A 19,743-nucleotide genomic window follows, 5' to 3' on the forward strand; every position below is an offset into this window, starting at 1 on the left:
CAACTGAAAACGGCTTCGCCACAGTGAGTCCCATTTTTAAGCACTCACTGCAGCTTACTTTATTAACTATTTTTAATAGTTGTTGGACTTAATAACGCCAACAATTCAAAAAAATTATGGAAAAGCGTAAATAGAATTTGTTTTCCGTTAAAGCCGCGAAGATAGAGTACATCTTAAGGCCTTACCAAGTTATAAATGTTAAAATATTAACTAAATTTAACTTTCATTAATAATTAAATTTAATCCCCTTTTTGTTAATGAAAATGAAGAAAAGATGAAGTCTAATTAAATTTATTATACTCGCTTTCCAGATTATTTTTAGTATTCAGCATCCGCAGCAATGAAAGTTTTTCTTGAGTTCTTGCGATATTTTTTTTATTTTTTCCGAAGAGAATAATTTGAACATGCATGATAAAAATAAAGTCGGCTGGAATTGTAGAAATAATATGGCTGGATTAAAAATAAGTTTAGCAGATCTTAAAATTTAATCAAACCACCTCTTTGGTTTTAACTTCTACCGTAAACCCGAGATGAGGAAGTACAAGGCGCATTTTTCTTTTTCCAATATCACGAATAATGGCTTCCTGTTGTTTAAAAGCACCGTTTTTAATGGTTATTTTATCTCCTTCATTTAGATGCTCTACTTTAGCGTCATCCACTTTATCTTCTTCAAGCCATTCGCGTATTACTTTAATCTCTTTGTCTCTTACAATAGCCGGTTTGCCTAACCAGAATAAATACCGAATCACACCGGGGACCTCAAAAACTCCATTACGATTCTTTTCCTCCATTTTTATAAAAACATAAGATTTAAAGAGAGGCGTTTTGATTTTCTTCTTTCTATCGCTCCATTGTTTTATCTCTGTGATAAAAGAGCAATAGACCTCAACGCCCATTTGCTGCAAACCCTTGGCTACTCTTTTTTCCATCCTGGGTTTGGTATATAAAACGTACCACGACATAGCTAAGATTTTTTTATCATCTCTTCGTAGTAGGGTAATTTGAAGAAATTTTAAATTGAATTGTTAGTTAGTAGCATCAAAATTACAAAGATTTTGAGTAGGAATAAGGCCTGGCGCCCGTTGAAATTAGAATCAATCTTTGAAGCACTAACGCATAGTTAGTTATTTTTAATAATAACAGGAAAAGAATTGATAGTAATATAAACGAGAAGGAGTCACTAATTTAATAATGATCATATTTGGTCTGAAACCAATCTCAATTACTTCTCAAAATTTTCTCCATAGGTTTAGCCTTCGCAAGTTCGTCTACTAACTTGTCTAAATACCTTACTTTTTGAGTTAGGGGATTATCGATTTCCTCTACGCGGTAACCACAAATTACCCCGGTAATAAGCTGCGCATTCCGATTTAAATTTGCGCGCTCAAAAAAAGTTTCAAAATTTGCTTTTTCTTCAATGAGTTCCTTCTGCTTTTTTTTATCAAAACCGGTTAACCACTCAATCACCTTTTCAAGCTCTTCTTCTGTCCGTTCTTTCTTCTCCACCTTTGTAAGATAATGTGGATATACCGAAGCAAAAGTCATTTTTGCCATTCGCTCGTTGTGTTTGGGTGTTGTTTTCATAACCTACTATTTATTATCTGCTAATTGTGCTAATTGCTATTATTTTCAACTAAAAACAGGTTTAAGTTATAAAATTATTGGTTGTTTTACGACCTTTAAAAATCCCCTGGATTATAATTTTCTAAATCCTTAATTCTGTTTAATATTTTCCATACTCATTTCTTTATCACTTAACTCCTGGCCAAAAAAGGGCATTTCGTCTTTCCACTTCAATACTCTTGCCCGGGTATGCCTATTTGGATCGTAAAGAGGTTCCCCATCAATTTCTTTATAATTACGGGCGTGATAAATCATTATATCGGTTTCTCCATCTTCAGCTTTCGTAAAGCTATTATGGCCGGGACCAAAACGCTTCAGAGCGGGATTACTGTAAAATACCGGTTCCGGTAATTTATGCCAGGAAGTGGGATCAAGAAGATCGGCATCCGTATTAGCCCACATCAATCCTATGGAGTAATTAGCATCGGTAGCACTGGCAGAAAATGTTACAAATACTTTTCCGTGGCGCACGAGTACCGCAGGAGCTTCATTTACCCTGTGCCCCTGAATTTCCCAGTCATAAGTAGGCTGTGAAATCACCACTTGATGATCTGCCAAAGTAGTTGGACTGGTCATTTCAGCAATATACAAGCCGGTATTCATTATGGTATCTGAAGCCCTATCAGTCCAGATCATATAGCGTTGGCCTTCTAACTCAAAAGTAGTCGCATCCAGGGAAAAATCGTCCCGCTTACTATGCACCTGGCCTTCTTCCTTCCATTCCCCTTTGGTAGGATCGGCGGAAGGATTAGACAATGCATACATTCTAATTTTCCATTTTTCTTCTGCTGAACCGGCTGCAAAATACACGTACCATTTCCCGTTTATTCGATGCAGTTCGGGAGCCCAGATATGATTTCCCATTACTCCTTTATCATGTTTGCGCCATATTATTACGGGCTCGGCCTCCTTTATGCCATTAATGGTTTTTGATTTACGAATTTCAATTCGATCATATTCCGGAACGGTCGCTATAAAATAATAGTTGCCATCTTCAGCCTTAGTCACAAACGGATCTGCTCTTTGTTCGGCTAAGGGATTATCAAATCGCAAGCTTTTTACTTCCTCCTTTCCAGTTTTTGAAGAACCGCAGGAAAACAATATTAAAAGAAGACTGACAACTCCAAGAACTTTTACTATACCAACAGAATTTCGCATTTTAATTAGGTCTTAATTTTTCTCAATTTAATAAAACTATTTTAATTGTGTATTTTACACTTAAAATAGTTGGAGTTAATTCTGTTTAAGATTTAACTGCTTTTAATTTATGGTTGTGGTGGGGTTATATTCGATTTCAAAATTACAGGAATTGGCAATAAAACACATTTTACCTGCTTCTTTGTGCAAGTCATTTGCCTTTTGAATCATACTTGCTTTTGCTACTTTCACTTGAGGATTTAGCCTGACTTTGGTAAACTTTCCGCTTCCATTAGGAGCTTCTTCCATTACTCCGGTGGCATTATCCAAATAGGCTATTACTATAATTTTGTGACTGGAGCATAAATGTAAAAACCAAAGCATATGACAGGCCGCTATTGAAGATAAAAATAAATCTTCGGGATTATATTTGGTTTTATCTCCCAGGAAAGCCGGATCCGCCGAAGCCATTATTTCAGCATATTTTCCTTCAGCTGAAATGCTATGATTACGATTGTAAGATTTATAATCTAAAGTTCCATTGCCTTCGTTACCCGTCCATTCTACACTTAGTTCGTATTGATGTTTTTTCATTTAAAATAATTGACTTACTATTTATATAAAGAAGCTAGGTCTTATTAAATCCACCGATTTACTCGAGACTTATATTCTCTATATTCCGCACCAAACTGTTTTTCCATTTCATTTTCTTCATAGGAAATATACCAGTAATTGATAATCAAAATAAATAATAGACAGCCTAGAATTGGAAGTACTATTCCTAATAAAACCCAAACTCCAAGTAAACTTATTAAAAAACCGAGATAAATTGGATTTCTGCTGAATTTAAAAAGTCCGTTTGTAACCATCATATTTTAAAACTTATGATCACCGATGAAGACCCCACGCGCTAATGAAGAAGGCACGAATAAATAATACTATTTTCAACTATCCTGGAAAATATCGGCGATTACAATTCTATACTTTTTAAACGGCTTCTTAGCTCCTAAAAATTAAGAGAAGCCCACTATTTCTTTTGTGGTAATTCCCGGGTTAACCATCCTCTTTTACTGGCAGTTGCCATTGCATATGGGGTAATCCAGAACAAACCAAAAGTATAGAAAATACTATAGGAGTAAATCCAGAAAGACTCAGCTATATTGTATTTTTTCGCATAGAAAAATGCCGGCAGAGTTGAAAATATCAGGATACTTAATAATGTTGAAGTAATAAAGAGCACCGGGTGTGCCGCCAGTAATACAAACATTATAAGAAGCAACGGATACGTAGTTAACATTTTCATCCATTGATTAAGCAGTAAAATACGAGGCCCCGATTTTGAGCCTGCTCTAAACGTTTTAAACGCAAATTTAGACATCATCAGGTTTTCACGCACATTACTTCTTTCCCAACGGGTAAACATTTTATGTAAACTGCTGAATTTTTCAGGAATATTGGTAAGCACATAAGCATTACGCTGAAATAGAACGTGGAAACCCTGTTTTAAGATCATATTTGTCATGGCACGATCTTCCCCAATATCTGTAGGTTTGCCCATAAATGTTTGATTTATCCACTCTGGCAGGCAGTTTTTTACAGCAGTAGCGCGATAAGCGGCTAAAGCTCCCGGGGTACATAATACCGATCCCAATACGCTTTGTGCGGAACGAATAAATTCAAAACTAAATACAAAACTCACATTAAGCATTCGGGGTATAATCGCTTTTTCATTATTTAAAACACGAACATTTCCTGCTACTGCACCACAATTTTCATTGGTAACAAAAGGAGAAACAAGGTTGCGCAAAGTATCTTTTTCTACAATAGAATCACTATCTACCGTAACAAAAACTTCACCTGTACCCAGGTTAAATCCGCGGTAAAGCGCGTGTCTCTTCCCCTGGTTATGAGGTTGCTGAAATATAGTAATACGCTCTCCCCATTCTTCTTTGGCTTTTTTCATCCACTCCCAGGTATCATCTTTACTCCCGTCGTCAATGGCAAGAAGCTGTAATTTCTCAGCCGGATATTTACTGTTAATTAAACTTTTTAAAGTTGAGTAAACCAGTTTACCCTCATTATATGCTGGTACAATTACAGTACAGGAAGGTAATTCGGTATCTGTTACAGAGTTTACAGGTTTATACTTAAAGAACAATCTTGCAATAAAGGTTAAAAACCCTAGTCTGAATAATAATAAAAACCCGCTGATCACAAGTAGAATAATACCACCAAGAGTATCCATTCTATTCATATTTAAAGCTTGAAATTCAGCCTGTAACAGGTAGAAGGAAAAAGCTCCTCCAATAAGAATTAGAAATGTTGACGCTAAAATGAACAAATGTTTTTTAGTAAATGTTGCCTTTCTGTAATTAACTGAATCTTCCTCTTTAGCAGTCAAATTTTCTGCCTGTAAGCTGGTATTATTAATTTTAAAATCTTTTGGCGAAGCCGCAGAAGAGTAATTAAAATTCGAAGTCATCATTTTTATAAATTTTTAGTTTAAACCTTCTATACGATTCTTAGTAAGAACCAAAATAGTCTGGGTGTAATTCCGATAGCGAATAGCAATATCTATACCTACAGGCTTTAAGGTTGAAAATGAGACTCCTGAATATCTCCTTCGTAGATAAAAATGGGGTTATTATGGGAAAGTTGTGGAGAAAGTCTACATTAACCACGGGAATAGGAAGGTAGAAAATTGATTTTTACCCTATTTTAAACCGAAAGATGTAATTTTACTTCTGCCGCTAATTAAAATTTTAAATGAAAACATCTATAAAAACCGATCCCAGGCTGGAAGAAGTCTTTAAAAATTACCCCGATTTTATCCGTCCTCAATTGGAGTATTTAAGAATACTTATTAGGAAAACTGCTGAAGAAACCGAGGGCGTAACTCAATTAGAAGAAACCCTAAAGTGGAATGAACCCAGTTTTATTACTAAAAACGGAAGTACATTACGAATAGACTGGAAAGAAAAACAGCCGGATCAATACGCTATGTATTTTCATTGTAGCAGTAGATTGATAGATACCTTTAGACTGGTATTTAATGATGAGTTCAATTTCGAAGGAAAGCGGGCAATAATATTTCGCATTGACCAGGAATTACCAGAAACCGAATTAAAACAATGCATTAAAACCGCCATAACCTACCATAAAGTAAAGCATTTGGTTACTTTAGGATTATAAAATTCAGCATTAAAAAGCGAAATCTTTTTTAAGAGGTGAAATCTTGTGAACTATGATTAAAATTAATTGTCTTCCTGTTCCTTCTTCCTTTTACTATGCTCACTAACGGCATCATCGTGCTGCTCATCGCCGGTTTCTCCTTTTTTACGTTTTTCAAGGTTTTTTAAACCAGAACTTTCACCGTACAAAATTAAAATGTCCCCAATTTTAATTTCGGTTTTTCCATATGGTGCACCAATATATTCCCCATTTGGTCTTTTTATACCCAACACAAGTACTCCTTCTTCATCCAGTTTAAGGTTTTTCAAAGAATTTTGATCTACCCAGTCCCCTTCTTCCACTTTCAACTCTGAAACCCGGTAATCACCTTCAAGGTTTAATAGGCTGTAATAGTCTTTCACGTCCAGGTATGTATATTTTTTAAGCAGTTTTTCAATAAATTTTGATAGTTTACGATCAATAAATCCGCTGTAAGCCGAAAATATAAGAAGGGTGATTCCTGCGGCAAGTACAAGCATTTCAATTGAAAAAAATCCTGTTTCCTGAAGCGATAAAAAACTAAAAATTACCGAAGAAATGGTAGTAATGACACCCGCGTTTCCCGTAAAAATCAGGAAAGTCAATATTTTTCTTCTCACAGGATCATTTACCATTAACTCAGATTCTCGGGTAGTAAAGCCTACTCCCAAATAAGCTTAACGAGCCTGAAATTTTGCTACTTCTTTAGAAAGTTCGGTATGCACAAAAGCGAGCGTGCCAATTCTGGTAATAAGTAATGAAATAGAAATTATAATGAGTAATGAAATTACCGCAGTCATAGAACGATTTTACCAACTAATGATTTATTATTTTAATTTAATCATTTTTTGGTAATTACGGGTTGGCCTTCAAAAAGCTTGAAATAAGCTGCCCTTTAAAGAAGAAAACAGACAGGATTAACTTCGTATAAAATTCGAGCTCCCACGTGAAAATATAAAGTTACCCTGCCCTGCGGTCAACGTACTTTTTTATTTCCAGAAAAGCTCTGAGCAAGCTCAGCTTCTAAAAATAGAAAACAGACAGGATTAACTTCGTTTTTCCTTTGAGCTCCCAGGTGAAAATATAAAGTTACCCTGCCCTGCGGGCAGCGTACTTTTTTATTTCCTGAAAAGCTCTGAGCAAGCTCAGCTTCTAAAAATAGAAAACAGACAGGATTAACTTCGTTTTTCCTTTGAGCTCCCACGTGAAAATATAAAGTCACCCTGCCCTGCGGGCAGCGTACTTTTTTATTTCCGGAAAAACTCTGAGCAAGCTCAGCTTCTAAAAATAGAAAACAGACAGGATTAACTTCGTTTTTCCTTTGAGCTCCCACGTGAAAATATAAAGTCACCCTGCCCTGCGGGCAGCGTACTTTTTTATTTCCTGAAAAGCTCTGAGCAAGCTCAGCTTTTCAGGAAATAAAAAAGTCTACACTCTCGTGTAGACTTTCTGCTTTAAGTGACCCCGGCAGGATTCAAACCTGCAACCCTCAGAGCCGAAATCTGATGCGCTATTCAGTTGCGCCACGGGGCCGTTATTTAGTTAGCAGTTAGCAGTTAGCAAAAACTAACAAATATTTTATCAAATTTATTCTGAATAATTACTTACTCAATTTCTTCTTAACAATAGTAGAAATAGTTTTTCCATCGGCTCTACCGGCCAATTCAGCACTTGCCATTCCCATCACTTTACCCATATCCTGCATTCCGCTGGCTCCGGTTTTAGCGATAACTTCGTCTACTTTAGCTTCAATTTCAGCTTCACTCAACTGTTCAGGTAAAAAAGACTCGATCACCGCGGCCTGTTTTTCTTCGGGCTCGGCCAAATCTGCCCTGTTTTGCTCCCTGTAAATCGCAGCACTTTCTTTGCGTTGTTTTACAAGTTTCTGCAAAATTTTAAGTTCTTCATCTTCAGTTAAACCGTCTTTTGCAGCACTTTCAGTATTGGCTAATAAAATAGCACTTTTAACCGATCGTAAAGCTTCCAGTTTTTCACTGTCCTTAGCTTTCATAGCAGCTTTCATCTCTGCCATTACTTTATCCTGTAAACTCATAACTTATTAGTGTCATTTCCGCGCAGGCGGAAATCTTAATTTCGCAGCGAAGATAAAATATTAAAATTAAAATCCCCACTTATTCTCCCTGCAAAATTAAGTATCTTGAGACGCTAAATTATAATTCATTTATGAAAAACCCGATTTTCATCCTACTGTTCTTGCTAAGTTTTTCAATCTCAGCCCAACAAAGATTTATAGATGAATCTTTTCAGCTAGAAGAAACTGAAACCAAAACCTATGCTACTAAGGAAGGCGAAGAATTAAAACTGGACATTTATCAGCCTAAAAATGACACTATGCAGCACAGACCTGTAATAGTTTTTATGCACGGCGGCGGATTTGCAGGCGGCACCCGCACTAATCCCGACGAAGTAAATTTTGCTGAAACTGCTGCTAAAAAAGGTTATGTAGCCGTACAAATTTCTTATCGGTTAACCCGAAAAGGACAATCTTTTGGTTGTGACTATGAAGCTTCGGGAAAAATGGAAACCTTTAAAATGGCTGCTGAAGATTTTATGGATGCCGTGAATTTTATGGTTAAAAATAAAGAAGAATATAATATAAATCCAGCAAAGATAATTGTTGGCGGAAGCAGTGCCGGCGCAGAAGCGGTTTTAAACGCAGTTTACAACGAGAAACTTATGTTCCAGGATTTTTCTAAATACCAGAACTTTGATTTTGCCGGAGTTTTCTCTCTTGCCGGCGCTATTGTAGATGCACGATATATTACTGAAGAAAACGCTGTTCCCGGGGTATTTTTCCACGGCACTGAAGATAATCTTGTGCCTTATGCAACCGCACCTCATCATTGGTGTGATGGGGACCAACCGGGATATATTATGCTGGACGGCTCCAAAACAATTACTGAAAAACTTAAAAAACTGAATACCTCATACTTACTTTACAGTTTCGAAGGCGGAAAACACGAACACTCCGGAATGCCATTCGACCATTTCCCTGAAGTTTTCCACTTTTTTAATTCGGTATTTTTAAATGGAGAAAATCAGCAAATTGAAGTATGGAAATAGCAACCAACCGCTTAAGTAAAGAGCGATCAAAGAATTTGTTTAAACGCTTAAAATAAAAAATCCCGCCGAAGCGGGATTCAATAACCCAGAGATAGTAGGGTATCTCAAGGTTGTGCGCATCAATAAAAAACTACTCCTCTACCGTAAATTCATTGGTAAATTCGTGGTCTGAACTTCCGGCAACGAAAAACTCGAATTCGCCGGGTTCTACAACAAATTCCAGATCTGCATTATAAAATTTCAGGTCTTCAGCGGTAAGCTCAAAACTCACTTCTTTTGTTTCACCTTTCTTTAAACTTATCTTCTTAAACGCTTTCAATTCCTTCATTGGCGGCGTAATACTTCTCACTTTATCGTGCGTATATAACTGCACCACTTCTTCCCCATCAAAATCACCGGTATTTGTAACCGTAGTAGTAATGGTTATACTTCCGTTTTCGCTTAATTTATCACTACTTGCTTTTGTCTCCCCATATTCAAAATCGGTGTACGAAAGTCCGTAGCCAAATGGCAATTGCGGAGTGTTTTCAACATCTAAATAATTTGACTTGAATTTCTCAAATTCAGATGGTGATGGTGCTGGTCTTCCGGTGGTTTTCATTCGATAGTAAATTGGAATTTGCCCAACATTTCTTGGCCAGGTAGCCGTTAACTTTCCTGAAGGATTATAATCTCCAAAAAGCACATCGGCTATGGCATTTCCGGCTTCTACACCTGGATGCCAAACCTGCAGAATACTCACCGGCATTTCCATTTCTTCGGAAATCACCAACGGTCGGCCACTCATCAATACTAAAACTACGGGCTTCCCGGTTTTCACTAATTCCCTGATCAATTTCTGCTGACTATCAGGAATATTTAAATTGGTACGGCTTGCAGCTTCCCCGCTCATTTCGGTAGCTTCTCCAACTACGGCAACAATTACATCGGCATCTTCAGAAACCTGTAAAGCTTCTTCTATCATTGCTTCAGGGGTTTCTTCAGAAATCTCAATACGCGGCCCAAAAACATTTACATTTTTAGCAAATGTAGTATCGTTACTAATATTGGCTCCCTTGGCGTAGGATATCTCAGCATCTGGAGCTACATTTTTTATTCCTTCCATCACCGGAACGGAAAGCTGTGGATCTCCGGTTGGTGCCCAGGTTCCAAGCATATTATTCTTATTATTTGCCAACGGCCCAACCAATGCAATTTTCGCATTTTTGGCCAATGGAAGTGTGTTTTCATGCTTTTTCAAAAGCACAAAAGAACGTTTTGCTGCCTTCCTCGCTACTGCCCTATTTTCTTTGGAGAGAATATCTTTTTCGGGTCTGCTTTCATCTGAATATAAATAGGGATCATCTAAAAGACCTAATTTATGTTTTGCTTCGAGAATTCTGCGAGCCGCTTTGGTGATTTGTTCTTCGGAAACTTTGCCTTCTTCTACAGATTTCTTCAGAGTCGTTAAAAATCCTTCTCCAACCATATCCATATCCAGTCCGGCGTTTATAGCCAAAGCCGAAACATCCTGCAGGTCTCCCATTCCGTGGGCGATCATCTCGTTTACCGAAGTATAATCTGAAACTACAAAACCTTCAAAACCCCAACGCTCACGAAATAAATCTGTAATTAACCATTTATTTCCGGAAGCCGGAACTCCGTGAATATCATTAAAGGAAGTCATTGCGCTCGCAACACCTGCATCTACCGCAGCTTTGTATGGCGGTAAATATTCATTGAACATTTTTATTTTACTCATATCTACCGAATTGTAATCCCGGCCGGCCTCAGAAGCTCCATAAAGCGCTAAATGCTTTACGGTAGCGATCATTGTATTGGGCGCAGTAAAATCATCTCCCTGGTAACCTTCCACCATTGCTTTTGCAACCTGGGAACCCAAATAAGGATCTTCCCCGGCACCTTCAGCAATACGACCCCAACGCGGATCGCGAGCTATATCTACCATTGGCGAGAAATTCCAGTTAATCCCATCGGCTGTAGCTTCTTTAGCCGCAATTTGAGCGGTTTCTTTTATCAAATCCATATCCCAACTGGAAGAAAGTCCTAGCGGAATAGGGAATGTAGTTTTATACCCGTGAATAACATCAGACCCAATTAACAATGGAATTCCCAAACGTGAATTTTCCACGGCTAATTTTTGCGCCTGTCTTACTTTTTCTGGGCTGGAAACACCAAAAACACCTCCAACATTTCCTTCTTTAATTTTGGTTTCTACGTCTTCACTTACTACAGATCCAGTAGCAACGCCGCCACCGGGAGTAAGCAGGTTAAGCTGCCCAATTTTTTCTTCCAGCGTCATTTTCTGTAATAATTCCTCTACCTCCGGAACTCTTTCCTGGGCATTTAGGAATGAAATTCCCATAAAAATTATGAGGCTCATTGATAGATAAATTCTTCTCATTTTTCCTATTCTTTAGATTTTATAATTTGGTTTTTCGGTTATTCTGTTTGCAATATTTCAGATCTTTCAGATATTCCATTTTCATTAAAAGCTTCAATACTGAAATAATACTCTGTATCACGGTCCAGGCTGCGCATAAAATGCTCATTTTTATCATAAATTAACCAGGAATGGTATAATTTATCTGGAGCGATTCCCCAGCGAATATTATAACCCTGGGCATCTTTCACCGGCTTCCACTCCAGGGAAATATCCCTCCTGTCTTCCTCGCGGGAAATTTCGAATCCCTTAACCTTAGCAGGCTTTTGACCTAAACCTTTCCCAAAAACCCTAATTTCAGATAAAGCCAGGTTATTCCCCGGAACTTCAATATTATTATAGCGCATGTATTTAGCCTTTACTGGCTGATTAAGCGGAATGTAGGCATTCGGTGTATCTTCGAAACTTTTACTTCTGTCTACAACAGTTTTCCAGTTATTACCATCTTCTGAAACCTCTAAGGTATACCGGTGTCGTAAACCTTCGGTACGGGTATAAATACCAGATTCCTGGTCATGAAAATTCAGTTGAAACGCATAGATATTTCCGGGCGCCAGCATTTCGATCTCCACCCATTGCTTATCGTTATTGGCTTCAGCAACCCAAAAAGATTTCGGACTTTCATCTGTTAATAATTTCGAAATAATTTCACCCTCACTGTTCTTTTCCAGTGGCATTTCGGTAATATCAAAATCACCATCTGTAGCAGTGCTTTTTCTAACCTGCATTTGTGAAGAAGAAACGGTTGTTTTTCCTTTATAGGAAAGCAACATCCAGCCATTGTGCAGTCCTGCTTTCGTGGGATGATCTGGACCGTACAAAGGATAATCGCCATAGCTGGTAATGGTATACATTAAACCTTCGTCATCAAAATAGGTTGGAAACATAGCCAGCCTGCGTTCCCAATGAGAATTAGAAGCCAGCGCCATGGTGGCAAAATGCCAGTATTGTCCGTTGGTTTGTTGCATGGTAATCCCGTGACCGGCACCATTGGTAAATCCGCCCGGCTTTAAACTCATAGGATTGTTTTTCATGTATTTAAAAGGGCCAAGTGGCGTTTCGCCCACGTAGGCGGCATCGGCATAAACATTAAATTGTGTCCCGGGCGCTGCATACTGCAAATAGTATTTCCCGTCGTGCTTTGTCATGGAAGCCCCTTCCATATAACCTTCTTTTAAGGTTGGATGGTAATTATTCTCTCCAAAGCGTTCCCAGCCGTGTTCTTCTTCTACCAGGTTAATAAGTTCCTTTTCAACCCCGGTTTCAAGAAAACGATCGTCTTTATCCAGCATTTTAACCTTAAGGGGATGCACATTCGAAGAGCCCCAGTACAAATAGGTTTTCCCGTCATCGTCGATAAACAGTTCTGAATCCTGAATATTATTAGAAATAGAAGCCGTAGGAGTCCATTTACCACTTTTAGGATCATCGGTATAAAGAATACTACCGTAACCTGCAGGATCACCGGCAAAATAAACAAGGGAGTCATTATAATTAAAAGCGGTTGGTGCGTTGGAACCTTCAAAATACCATTGTTCTGGTTTGATAAATTCCCAATTGATCAAATCTTTAGAATGCCAGTACCCAAAAGATCGGGTAACAAACATATAATATTCACCCTGAAATTCAATTACGGCAGGATCAGCCCCTGAACGATAAGAAATATTCTTACTGGAATTATACACCATATAGGTGTAATCAATATCCAGGGGATTGATATAGGTTTCCGGGACTACTTCCTGAGCATTTAAAATGGCACAAAAAAGTATGGCGGTAATTGTAAATAACTTTTTGAAATTTTTCATCATTTCTTTTTTATTCTACTTCCTTATTCTTCCCTTTTATGAGAGAATAACCAGGGTAATAAATTAGGTTCTGCAAATGCTGAATCCCAGCTGTTATGATTATCGTCCGGATATAAAGAAAGCTTGGCATTGCCACCGTAATGATTAATAGATCGCGCCATTGCTTCAGAATATTTTGGAAGTACTACATCATCTTTTTTTCCGTGGAAAAGCCAAATATTAAAGGCTTCCGGATATTTTTGAGCTATTTCAGGATTTGCTCCTCCACAAATTGCGAAGGCTGCCGCAAACATTTTAGGCTTTTTATAGATAATCTCATAGGTTCCCATTCCTCCCATTGAAAGTCCGCCAACATAAATTCGATCTTTATTGACATAAGTCTTTGAAGTCATTTCATCCATAAGATCCATAACTAATTGCAGCGATTTAGTAGCCGTTTCTTTATTCATAAAATTGAATTGAAGCGGAACGCTATCGCGGTTCACCTCAACCTTTGCCCAATAGTCGTCTTTTGGGGCCTGCGGGAAAATAACTATTGCGGGAAATTCTTCCTGATGTTTCAAAAACAAATCACTGCCGTGTGTTAATTGGGCCTGGTTATCGTTACCTCTTTCTCCCGCACCGTGCAGAAACAAAACCACAGGATATTCCTTTTCTTCAGAAAAATCCTTCGGAAAAAGAATGCGATAATTTAAAGTATCAGAATCTTTAATAAAATGTTCTTTTTTAAACGTTTCATTCTCCTGTGCTTCTACTGAAAATGGCACAATGAGTAGAATGACCAGTAAAACCGCTAAGACGTATAAGAATCTCTTTTTCATATTTATTTTTTTGATGCTATTATTTTAATTGAATATTTTCAAAAGTGAAATCGTGCTCATTTTCTGTCTTAAACTCGTCAAGCCAGGGCGAATAGGTTTTCACTTCAATTCTTTGATTTTCGGGATTAACTTTAATAATTCTTAAAAAACCATTTCCACCATTTTCTGAGCCTTCCACTCCTTTTTGATAATTGGCAAGCATCTGGTAAACCTTATTTCCATTTTCACCTTCGCTTACTAAAGTTCCAACACCCGATTTAAGAATATGTCCTGAAAATACCATTAAAATATTATCGTGCTTTTTAATTAGTTTTTCCCAAAGTTGAGCACCATTATTTGGAGCTTCTTCGCCGGTATCTTCACCTATTCCGTAGTTTTCAGGAAGCCACCAATCCTCACCGTCATGCAGTGTGCTATCCTCATAAACATAGGCATGAGTTGCTATGATGAAATTATGCTCCGGATATTTTCCGATCATTTCATCTGCCCACTTAATCGTTTTATTCCTGGGACCAAACTCCAATGATAGTACCATCCAATTTTGATCCCCGATCTTAAACTCACTCAATAGGTTATCGATTTTTCCGTCGGGAAATGAAGCTATAAGATTAGGAATCTCATTTGTTGAAAAGTAAGCATTGGCCATAGCGGTATTCCGGGTATCGGCAAATTTACCGCTGGCACTTCCCATATCGTGATTACCTAACACAAAGGAAAATGGTACTTTTTCGTCAATAATATTAAAGCCCTCCTTAGCCACATCCCATTCCTTACCGTTGTTATTCTGGGTAATATCACCAACGTGCAGGGCGAAGGAAAATCTATCATTATTGTTGGCCAACCAACGCATTTGATGTAAATAGATTTCTGGATACTCTTCAACATAAGTCTGGGTATCCGGCAGTACTACAAATTCAAAAGACTTCTGTTGAGCCAATGAAGAACCTGTAATCAATACTGCTACAAGTATCAGAATAAGACTTCGAATAGGGTTGAAATATGTTAGCTGGTAATTCATATAAATTAATCAGAAGTATTAAATCCTAATTTTTCGAGACCGTTTTGTACTTCGGGAGCGCCCATAAATAGATCCCAGATCAAACCGGTTCTGTAATTTTCTATCATTACCACTTGTGGCCCCTGGTCTATTGCCAGGTATTTTGGAGCTACCCAATCCTCACCTTCAAGACTATAAGCATCGTAAAATCCGGCTGGTCCCCACAGCAATTCGTTTTGATCCTCAAAGAAATACCTCATCGCATTCATAGAAAGTTCTGGAGTATAAGGGATAGAACTAATCGCCGCAGTTGGCGAAACCACTCCTTTATCATCATCTGGAGAATGGGCGGTATAGCCTATACCATCATCTTCGTTACGGGTATAGCTTGCGGTTAGACCCCAGGAATTTTCTGTATAGGTTTCAGAATCATTCGGATTTTCCTGTGTGTATTCATAATTGATTTTGGTATGATTTACATTCAGATCCCAGTAATTAGCATATTTATCTTCAAGGCCTTTCGGATTCAATCCTAAATAAGAATAATGTGCCCAAAAAAGTGGTCCGGCTTTATCACCACTGGTGTTATGTTTTAGAATTAACGGAATTCCGTATGCTTCTTTATCGGTTACAATATCGCCGCTACGAGCCCAACCATCGTGATAAGCTTTAGCATCAATCGCGTGATCTGGAGAAGAAGCAGCCATGACATAAGTGATCAAACATTCGTTGTAACCTTCTATCATAAAATCCATTTCCCACTGATAATCTGGCGACCAGTGCCAGTAAAGTCCGTTTTTATTATTGGTATACCATTCCCATTCTATGCCTTTCCAAAGCTCATCGTATTTAGCAGCTACTGCTTGTTCTTCTTCGTTTCCATTTTTCAAATATTCACGAACTACAATAAAGCCCTGTGCTAAAAATGAAGTTTCCACAAGATCTCCTCCATTATCTTTATCGCTGAAAGCCTGAACTTCACCGGTTTCTCCATTTAGCCAATGTGGCCATACCCCGTGAAATCTTGGAGCATTATCTAAAAAATCAGCGATCTTATCTAAGCGGGCAACAGCCGAATCACGCTCAATCCATTTCCGTTCCATCCCGGAAACTATAGCCATAAGTCCGAATCCCGATCCTCCTGTGGTTACCACGTGGGAATCATTTTTTGGGTATTCACCATCTGGATGATAGCGTTCTCTTGCCATTCCCGAATTTGGCTCGGCATAATCCCAGAAATATTTAAGGGTTTGCTTTTGAACCGTATCTAATAATGCTTCCCTGGAAAGAGATGAGGTTTCAGTTTTTTCTAATTCCTGCTTCTCCTTATTTGATTCGTTCTTACAGCTAAAAAGCACGAAACCGATTAGAAGAAAACTTAGAATTGATTTATAGTTGGTCATTTTGTATAATTTTTAATTTTCGGAATTAATAATTAAACTCCAGTTTGTCTAAACCGGCTTGTATTTCTTCATCTTGCATAAAAAGATCCCAAAGCAAGCCTGTTCGGTAATTTTCTATCATAGTAATTATTGGACCCTGGTCTATGGCAAGGTAACCATCGGCTACCCAGTTTTCCTCTTCAGAAAACGCATCATAAAAACCGTAAGGTCCCCACAATTTATCTCCCATTTCTTCATAAAAATAGCGTAAGGCTTTCATAGATTCTTCTGGAGTATATGGAAAAGAAGACAAGGCAGCAGTAGGTGTGATTACTCCTAAATCGTTGGCCGGGCTGTGCGCGGAATAACCTTCATAATTATCGCTGGCGGTAAAACCCCAACTGTTTTCTCCATAGCCTTCATAATTCCGTGGATTATCTATTGCGTAATTATAGTGAATAAGACTATGTGCGGTATTTTGATCCCAGTAATTAGCGTATTGATCGCTCAGGTTTCGAGGATCAAGACCTATAAAAGAATAATGGGCAAAGAATAAGGGACCGCCGTATGATGGGCCAAGTGGTAACTCAAGTCCGTAGTGTTGACGATTATTTACCATAGCACCATTTGATGCCCAACCCTGGTGATAAACTTCAGGTTCTATAGAATGAGTGGGTGATGATGCAGCAAGTACATACACCATTAGAGATTCGTTCCATCCCTGAATTTTTAAATCTTTCTGAAAATTATAAGTTGGGGACCAGTGCCAGTAAAGCACATTTTCTCCCTGGGTGTACCAATCCCATTCTACAGCTTCCCACAATTCAGTAATTCGTTCTGAAATACTTGTTTCTTCGGCAAAATACTGTCTATTTATAAGTAAGCCCTGCATCAGGAAAGCAGTTTCTACCAGATCGCCGCCATCATCCATATCTCCAAAGGGACGTGTTTGTGCAACATCGTCTAAATACCAATGTGAAAAAGCGCCGTGATATGTAGGAACTTCTTCCAAAAAGTCAAGAATTTTTTCCAGTCTTTCAGTTGCTTGCGCTCTGCTTATCCAACCACGCTCTACAGCTACCGGAAAAGCTGCGAGGCCAAAACCGGAGCCACCAATGGTAACAATATTCCTTCCTTCACCTCCATAAGCATCATCCTGCGAGCGTTCACGCGCTAAGCCCGAATTTTCCCCGGCAAAATCCCAGAAATATTTAAAGGTTTGTTGTTGAACTTTTTCCAACAATTCTGAATCACTTAAAATTTCCTCCTCTCCTTCGGGCTCCTGTCCAGGTTGATAAGGTTCCTGGTAACCAGGTCCATCATCAGAAGAACAGGAAGAAAAAACAAGTATTAATCCTATAAAATAAAAGCTTCTAAACATTTTGAATTTTATTAATGAAGGAGCGGATAACATAGATTTGTTAAAAATTTGAGATGTATAGGCCAGTCTTACTAAGTGTGATAGTAGGATGTAAAGATTCCGGCCCTAATTAGAGCCGGAATTATTTCTAAAATTATTCTATTCTTCCATCGCTGCTTCCACCTCCTCGGCAGTCAGAGCTTTGTTATAGAAACGGAGGTTATCCATATAACTTCTATCAGCCAGGTGGTTCCATCCTGTGAATCTTGGAGCACCAGACATAATAGAAACGATATCGGTTCCCGTCCAGTCTACTCCACCTGGAACGTCACCAGTATTCACCAGTTCACCATCCAGATAAATATGACTTTCGGAATCGGTGATCACAAGGGCAACGTGCACCCATTCTCCTGCAGCAACATTAATCACACCACCATCATTCCAACTATCGGCAGATCCATTTCCAACATTTGCCTTAATACGTTGTTCATCGGCATTGCCTTCTCTAAAGAGACGGAAGCCACTGGTTCTTTTATTTTGTGCATCAGGGTTTTCTTCATCTTCAGGCCCTATAACAATAATCCCGGCACGATCTGGATCGGCATTAACTTTATACCAGAAAGTAGTACTAAATTCTTCGCTTAACAGTCCATCTGACGGTAATTGCAGGTAAGATCCTTCAGCACCGGCATAAGCATTATTCCCTTCTACACTTTCTCCTGCAAATCCCGGAGAACCAACTTCTAATACTTCACGGTTGGAAACCATATCTCTAAAGTCACCGTTAAAAGGCATATCTAAAGTAATGGAAGAAGCATTGATTAGTTGCTGAATATCTTCCTGGGCTAAGGCAGTATTAAACAATCTAAGTTCATCTATATTACTACCAATATCAGATCTATGATCCCAATAGCTAAAAGTCTCTCCCCCGGCACCAACGGTAAGTTGTTCTACTCCCGTCCAATCTATAGCTGCGGTCATAGTTCCGGTATTTACCGGCATTCCATTAAAATAAAGCACAGTTTCTGTTGGAGTTACGCTAAAAGCAATATGAACCCATTCATTATTGGTTACCTCTATTATTCCACCGTCATTCCAGCTTTCACCAGTACCGGTTCCAACGTTCATTTTGATGGTTTGCTCTTCAGCTGAACCTTCTCTAAATAAACGGAAACCTTGCTGGCGCTCCTCGTTAGCTCCCGCTACAAGAATCCCTGCCCGGTTAGCTTCATCAGTATTAACTTTATACCAAAAGGCACCACTAAATTCGCTACCAAGGTCTTCCTGGTCCAGTGGCACGTCTATATAAGATTCAGCTACACCTTCGTAGGCTCCTGTTCCCAGGTAAGCATCTCCTGAAATAGCCGGATCTCCTGTTTCATCGGCCATATAAATATTTACCAATTCGGTAAAATCTGCATCAAAAGGCATATAGAAAAACTCTCCAGCATATTTTGGAGTATAAGGAGGTTCTTTACTAAAATTAACGGTTTTACTCGTAGTGTTTCCCGCAATATCTGTAGCATTAATCGTTAAGGTATGTTCCCCATTGGTAACATTTTCAAAACTTACTTCCCGGTTTACTATACGATAATCGAGAAACTCGTTAAAAGTTGCAATTTGATCTCCGTTTACCAGAACTTCAATCATATCTACCTCAATATCATCAACCACCTCAAACCGAATGTTAATTGCAGCTACGGGTTCAGGCACCTGAATTGTAGTCCCTTCGTTAGGATAGTTAATAGTAACCTCGGGCGCACCGGCATCTTCACCCGGATCTACCTGGGTAAGCGGATCTATTCCATCGTACTCACAGGAAGTGAGTAGCAGGATGAATGAAAATATTCCGAAATAATATTTATTGATTTTTTTCATTGT

The 19,743-nt window shown here is 38.5% G+C and carries 19 protein-coding genes and 1 tRNA gene; 2 read left to right on the forward strand and 18 right to left on the reverse strand.

What is annotated here, in order from left to right:
* Positions 1-488: 488 nt before the first annotated feature.
* The 6 genes from J0871_RS00425 to J0871_RS00450 all read right to left on the reverse strand — a co-directional run bounded on the left by J0871_RS00425 (position 489) and on the right by J0871_RS00450 (position 5,245).
* On the reverse strand, positions 489-962 hold the full coding sequence (locus J0871_RS00425) for a UpxY family transcription antiterminator (RefSeq protein WP_208222723.1): 474 nt from the start codon (positions 960-962) through the stop codon (positions 489-491).
* A gap of 256 nt (positions 963-1,218) precedes the next feature.
* Positions 1,219-1,584, reverse strand: coding sequence for a DUF2200 domain-containing protein (locus J0871_RS00430; protein WP_208222724.1), 366 nt, complete (start codon positions 1,582-1,584; stop codon positions 1,219-1,221).
* 129 nt (positions 1,585-1,713) lie between these two features.
* Positions 1,714-2,781 carry a glycoside hydrolase family 43 protein gene (locus J0871_RS00435; RefSeq protein WP_208222725.1) on the reverse strand — a complete coding sequence of 356 codons (1,068 nt, stop codon included), beginning with the start codon at positions 2,779-2,781 and terminating at the stop codon, positions 1,714-1,716.
* 102 nt (positions 2,782-2,883) lie between these two features.
* Positions 2,884-3,354, reverse strand: a complete 471-nt coding sequence (locus J0871_RS00440; RefSeq protein ID WP_208222726.1) for an OsmC family protein — start codon at positions 3,352-3,354, stop codon at positions 2,884-2,886.
* 44 nt (positions 3,355-3,398) lie between these two features.
* Positions 3,399-3,632: an isoprenylcysteine carboxylmethyltransferase family protein gene (locus J0871_RS00445; RefSeq protein WP_208222727.1), complete on the reverse strand. Its 234-nt coding sequence runs from the start codon at positions 3,630-3,632 to the stop codon at positions 3,399-3,401.
* Positions 3,633-3,787: 155 nt separating this feature from the next.
* The gene (locus J0871_RS00450) at positions 3,788-5,245 is read right to left on the reverse strand and encodes a glycosyltransferase (protein WP_208222728.1); all 1,458 of its coding nucleotides are present in this window, start codon (positions 5,243-5,245) and stop codon (positions 3,788-3,790) included.
* A gap of 281 nt (positions 5,246-5,526) precedes the next feature.
* Between J0871_RS00450 and J0871_RS00455 the strand changes: the two genes are divergently transcribed.
* On the forward strand, positions 5,527-5,952 hold the full coding sequence (locus J0871_RS00455; protein ID WP_208222729.1) for a DUF1801 domain-containing protein: 426 nt from the start codon (positions 5,527-5,529) through the stop codon (positions 5,950-5,952).
* Positions 5,953-6,014: 62 nt separating this feature from the next.
* Here the strand turns inward: J0871_RS00455 and J0871_RS00460 are convergent, their stop codons facing one another.
* The 5 genes from J0871_RS00460 to J0871_RS00475 form a co-directional block, all read right to left on the reverse strand.
* Positions 6,015-6,605 carry a TrkA C-terminal domain-containing protein gene (locus tag J0871_RS00460; protein WP_208222730.1) on the reverse strand — a complete coding sequence of 197 codons (591 nt, stop codon included), beginning with the start codon at positions 6,603-6,605 and terminating at the stop codon, positions 6,015-6,017.
* Between the two features lie 42 nt (positions 6,606-6,647).
* Positions 6,648-6,770 (reverse strand): hypothetical protein, encoded by a 123-nt coding sequence (locus J0871_RS17355; protein WP_262897373.1) that lies wholly within the window; start codon positions 6,768-6,770, stop codon positions 6,648-6,650.
* Positions 6,771-6,946: 176 nt separating this feature from the next.
* On the reverse strand, positions 6,947-7,321 hold the full coding sequence (locus J0871_RS00465; RefSeq protein ID WP_208222731.1) for a hypothetical protein: 375 nt from the start codon (positions 7,319-7,321) through the stop codon (positions 6,947-6,949).
* Between the two features lie 108 nt (positions 7,322-7,429).
* A tRNA-Arg gene (locus J0871_RS00470) sits at positions 7,430-7,503 on the reverse strand.
* Positions 7,504-7,570: 67 nt separating this feature from the next.
* Positions 7,571-8,023, reverse strand: coding sequence for a GatB/YqeY domain-containing protein (locus J0871_RS00475; RefSeq protein WP_208222732.1), 453 nt, complete (start codon positions 8,021-8,023; stop codon positions 7,571-7,573).
* Positions 8,024-8,154: 131 nt separating this feature from the next.
* On the opposite strand from J0871_RS00475, the gene J0871_RS00480 reads away from it, so the two are divergent.
* Complete coding sequence (locus J0871_RS00480) at positions 8,155-9,054, forward strand: alpha/beta hydrolase (RefSeq protein ID WP_208222733.1); 900 nt, start codon at positions 8,155-8,157, stop codon at positions 9,052-9,054.
* 130 nt (positions 9,055-9,184) lie between these two features.
* Here J0871_RS00480 and bglX read toward each other — a convergent pair whose 3' ends face one another.
* The 7 genes from bglX to J0871_RS00515 form a co-directional block, all read right to left on the reverse strand.
* Complete coding sequence (gene bglX, locus J0871_RS00485; RefSeq protein WP_243870356.1) at positions 9,185-11,437, reverse strand: beta-glucosidase BglX; 2,253 nt, start codon at positions 11,435-11,437, stop codon at positions 9,185-9,187.
* Positions 11,438-11,496: 59 nt separating this feature from the next.
* Positions 11,497-13,302 (reverse strand): family 43 glycosylhydrolase, encoded by a 1,806-nt coding sequence (locus tag J0871_RS00490; protein ID WP_208222735.1) that lies wholly within the window; start codon positions 13,300-13,302, stop codon positions 11,497-11,499.
* Between the two features lie 23 nt (positions 13,303-13,325).
* Complete coding sequence (locus tag J0871_RS00495; RefSeq protein WP_208222736.1) at positions 13,326-14,123, reverse strand: prolyl oligopeptidase family serine peptidase; 798 nt, start codon at positions 14,121-14,123, stop codon at positions 13,326-13,328.
* Between the two features lie 19 nt (positions 14,124-14,142).
* Positions 14,143-15,141 (reverse strand): metallophosphoesterase, encoded by a 999-nt coding sequence (locus J0871_RS00500; RefSeq protein ID WP_208222737.1) that lies wholly within the window; start codon positions 15,139-15,141, stop codon positions 14,143-14,145.
* Positions 15,142-15,146: 5 nt separating this feature from the next.
* Entirely contained in the window at positions 15,147-16,523 is a 1,377-nt protein-coding gene (locus J0871_RS00505) for a glucoamylase family protein (RefSeq protein ID WP_208222738.1), read from the reverse strand.
* Positions 16,524-16,548: 25 nt separating this feature from the next.
* Entirely contained in the window at positions 16,549-17,883 is a 1,335-nt protein-coding gene (locus J0871_RS00510; protein ID WP_208222739.1) for a glucoamylase family protein, read from the reverse strand.
* 138 nt (positions 17,884-18,021) lie between these two features.
* Positions 18,022-19,740 carry a LamG-like jellyroll fold domain-containing protein gene (locus J0871_RS00515; RefSeq protein ID WP_208222740.1) on the reverse strand — a complete coding sequence of 573 codons (1,719 nt, stop codon included), beginning with the start codon at positions 19,738-19,740 and terminating at the stop codon, positions 18,022-18,024.
* Positions 19,741-19,743 lie beyond the last annotated feature (3 nt).

It is taken from the genome of Salegentibacter sp. BDJ18 (genome assembly GCF_017579965.1).
Lineage (GTDB): Bacteria > Bacteroidota > Bacteroidia > Flavobacteriales > Flavobacteriaceae > Salegentibacter.

Excerpts from the sequence above, each read along its gene's own strand:
- J0871_RS00425 (WP_208222723.1), bottom strand. The coding sequence starts at position 962 with ATGTCGTGGTACGTTTTATATACCAAACCCAGGATGGAAAAAAGAGTA.
- J0871_RS00435 (WP_208222725.1), bottom strand. The coding sequence starts at position 2,781 with ATGCGAAATTCTGTTGGTATAGTAAAAGTTCTTGGAGTTGTCAGTCTT.
- J0871_RS00460 (WP_208222730.1), bottom strand. The coding sequence starts at position 6,605 with ATGGTAAATGATCCTGTGAGAAGAAAAATATTGACTTTCCTGATTTTT.
- bglX (WP_243870356.1), bottom strand. The coding sequence starts at position 11,437 with ATGAGCCTCATAATTTTTATGGGAATTTCATTCCTAAATGCCCAGGAA.
- J0871_RS00500 (WP_208222737.1), bottom strand. The coding sequence starts at position 15,141 with ATGAATTACCAGCTAACATATTTCAACCCTATTCGAAGTCTTATTCTG.
- J0871_RS00510 (WP_208222739.1), bottom strand. The coding sequence starts at position 17,883 with ATGTTTAGAAGCTTTTATTTTATAGGATTAATACTTGTTTTTTCTTCC.
- J0871_RS17355 (WP_262897373.1), bottom strand. The coding sequence starts at position 6,770 with ATGACTGCGGTAATTTCATTACTCATTATAATTTCTATTTCATTACTT.
- J0871_RS00440 (WP_208222726.1), bottom strand. The coding sequence starts at position 3,354 with ATGAAAAAACATCAATACGAACTAAGTGTAGAATGGACGGGTAACGAA.
- J0871_RS00490 (WP_208222735.1), bottom strand. The coding sequence starts at position 13,302 with ATGAAAAATTTCAAAAAGTTATTTACAATTACCGCCATACTTTTTTGT.
- J0871_RS00475 (WP_208222732.1), bottom strand. The coding sequence starts at position 8,023 with ATGAGTTTACAGGATAAAGTAATGGCAGAGATGAAAGCTGCTATGAAA.
- J0871_RS00450 (WP_208222728.1), bottom strand. The coding sequence starts at position 5,245 with ATGATGACTTCGAATTTTAATTACTCTTCTGCGGCTTCGCCAAAAGAT.
- J0871_RS00480 (WP_208222733.1), top strand. The coding sequence starts at position 8,155 with ATGAAAAACCCGATTTTCATCCTACTGTTCTTGCTAAGTTTTTCAATC.
- J0871_RS00455 (WP_208222729.1), top strand. The coding sequence starts at position 5,527 with ATGAAAACATCTATAAAAACCGATCCCAGGCTGGAAGAAGTCTTTAAA.
- J0871_RS00505 (WP_208222738.1), bottom strand. The coding sequence starts at position 16,523 with ATGACCAACTATAAATCAATTCTAAGTTTTCTTCTAATCGGTTTCGTG.
- J0871_RS00430 (WP_208222724.1), bottom strand. The coding sequence starts at position 1,584 with ATGAAAACAACACCCAAACACAACGAGCGAATGGCAAAAATGACTTTT.
- J0871_RS00495 (WP_208222736.1), bottom strand. The coding sequence starts at position 14,123 with ATGAAAAAGAGATTCTTATACGTCTTAGCGGTTTTACTGGTCATTCTA.
- J0871_RS00445 (WP_208222727.1), bottom strand. The coding sequence starts at position 3,632 with ATGATGGTTACAAACGGACTTTTTAAATTCAGCAGAAATCCAATTTAT.
- J0871_RS00515 (WP_208222740.1), bottom strand. The coding sequence starts at position 19,740 with ATGAAAAAAATCAATAAATATTATTTCGGAATATTTTCATTCATCCTG.